The 1,936-nt window shown below is 46.7% G+C and carries 1 protein-coding gene; it reads right to left on the bottom strand.

What is annotated here, in order from left to right:
• Positions 1-161 precede the first annotated feature (161 nt).
• Positions 162-1,565: a TldD/PmbA family protein gene (locus tag MICAI_RS16955; protein WP_008205004.1), complete on the bottom strand. Its 1,404-nt coding sequence runs from the start codon at positions 1,563-1,565 to the stop codon at positions 162-164.
• Between the last annotated feature and the right edge of the window lie 371 nt (positions 1,566-1,936).

The following is a 1,936-nucleotide window of genomic DNA, read 5'->3' as shown; positions in this document are numbered from 1 at the left end:
GCTGATTGTCGGTATTTTTGCAAATGTGGGATACACCCGATTTCGGCTGTATGAAACTGCGCTATAGCAGTTATCAGTTATCAGTTATTAGTTATCAGTTATCAGTATTAAATAGTAGTTTCCCACTTTCTTTTCACTGATTACTGTTTACTGATCACTGATTACTGAATATCGGCTTCTCCCCCCACCACCACATCGCGGATACGGAGACTGGGGCCACCGCAGCCGACGGGTAAACCACTTTGACCCCCTTTTCCGCAGCCTCCCGACTCGTCCCAGTAGAAATCATCCCCAATTGCCTCAATATTGGCTAGGGTTTTAAAGACATTACCGGAGAGAGTAACATCTTTAACGGGTTCAGCAATTTCTCCATCGCGAATCATCCAAGCTTCCCCGGCGCTAAAAGTGAACATTTCGCCGTTAGTCATGCCTCCCTGCCAATTTTGGGCATAAACTCCCGTTTTTATGCCCGAAAATAACTCTTTAACCGCAGTGGTTCCCCGTTCAATCCAAGTGTTGGTCATGCGGACAATGGGCGGATAATGATAATTGAGACAACGGGCGTTACCGGTCGGTTTTTCGCCTAATTTGCCCGCCGTTTCCCGCGAATGCAGTCTTCCCACCAAAACCCCATCTTTAATTAACTGAGTCGTCGTCGCCGGGGTTCCCTCATCGTCATAAAAATAACTGCCCCGATGACCTTCTGGATAGGCCCCGTCAAAGATTTGCAGGTTATCTGGTCCAAAACGTTTGCCCATACTCATCACTTCCAAAAGGTCAGGATTTTCGTATAACATATCTGCCTCGGAAAGGTGGCCAAAAGCCTCATGGACGAACAGACCGGTTAAAATGGGATCGATGACGACGGTGTAGGTATCGCCCTTGACAGGGGGCAAAACTAGGGCTTGTACGGCCCGTTTAGCCGACCCCTGCACCTGTTCTTCTAAATTGACCAGATCCTCGAAAGCTTTTCGGGATCCTGTGGTTTCCCGGCCCGTTTGTACGCTGTCCCCATCCCTAGCGGTGGCCGAAAAACGCATCTCTAAGTCTGACCATTTTTGTTCGATTAAAGTCCCGTCAGAAGTACCTAAAAGAATATGTTGACTACTATCGCTATAACGGACGGAAGTGGTGGCAATACTGGGATGGTGTTGACGCAATAGGTTATTATAGTGATCGCAGAGGGCTTTTTTATCGGCTAATGGTACTAAACGGGGATCTGTTCCCGTTAAAGGCAATTCACAGGAGATAATTACAGGTTCTACCGGAGCAATCAGGGTTTCTTCTTCCCCAATTAAACGGGCGGCAGCGATCGCATCTTCTAATCGTTCCTGTAAACTGGATAATTGATTAAAGCTGGCAAATCCCCAACCTCCTTTATAACAGGCGCGTACCTGACCACCGATAGCAATACCTTCGCTGAGGGTTTCCACTCGTTCGGAACGCAGTAGAATATTAGTCCCCCGCGCTTCTTCTAGACGAATTGTCAGGAAATCGACGCGGTTTTTATAACGGTTAATCAGTTCACTAATTAGGTTTTTATAGTCGGTGATAGTATCGGTCATAGGAATTATGAATTATGAATTATGAATTGGGAAGTGGGGAGATGGGGTAGTGGGGAGATGGGGTGTCGGGTGTGATGGGGAAGTGGGGAGATGGGGTAGTGGGGTAGTGGGGAGATGGGGTGTCGGGTGTGATGGGGAAGTGGGGCATTTGGCTGAAATTTCCCTAAATCCCTATATCCCCTTTCTAACTGATAACTGATAACTGATAACTGATAACTGATAACTGATAACTGATAACTGATAACCTAAGACGCATTTAAAGCACTTATTCTTAAGATTAGCCGAATCTCCCCCAATCCCTTTACTGTTGCCTCTTGCCTCTTGCCTCTTGCCTCGTCTCAACAAGCAATTTAAATGCTTAACAGCTTAAC

This window comes from Microcystis sp. T1-4, from assembly GCF_000297435.1.
GTDB lineage: Bacteria > Cyanobacteriota > Cyanobacteriia > Cyanobacteriales > Microcystaceae > Microcystis.
This window is presented reverse-complemented; position numbering and strand designations above follow the sequence as displayed.

Excerpts from the sequence above, each read along its gene's own strand:
- MICAI_RS16955 (WP_008205004.1), bottom strand. The coding sequence starts at position 1,565 with ATGACCGATACTATCACCGACTATAAAAACCTAATTAGTGAACTGATT.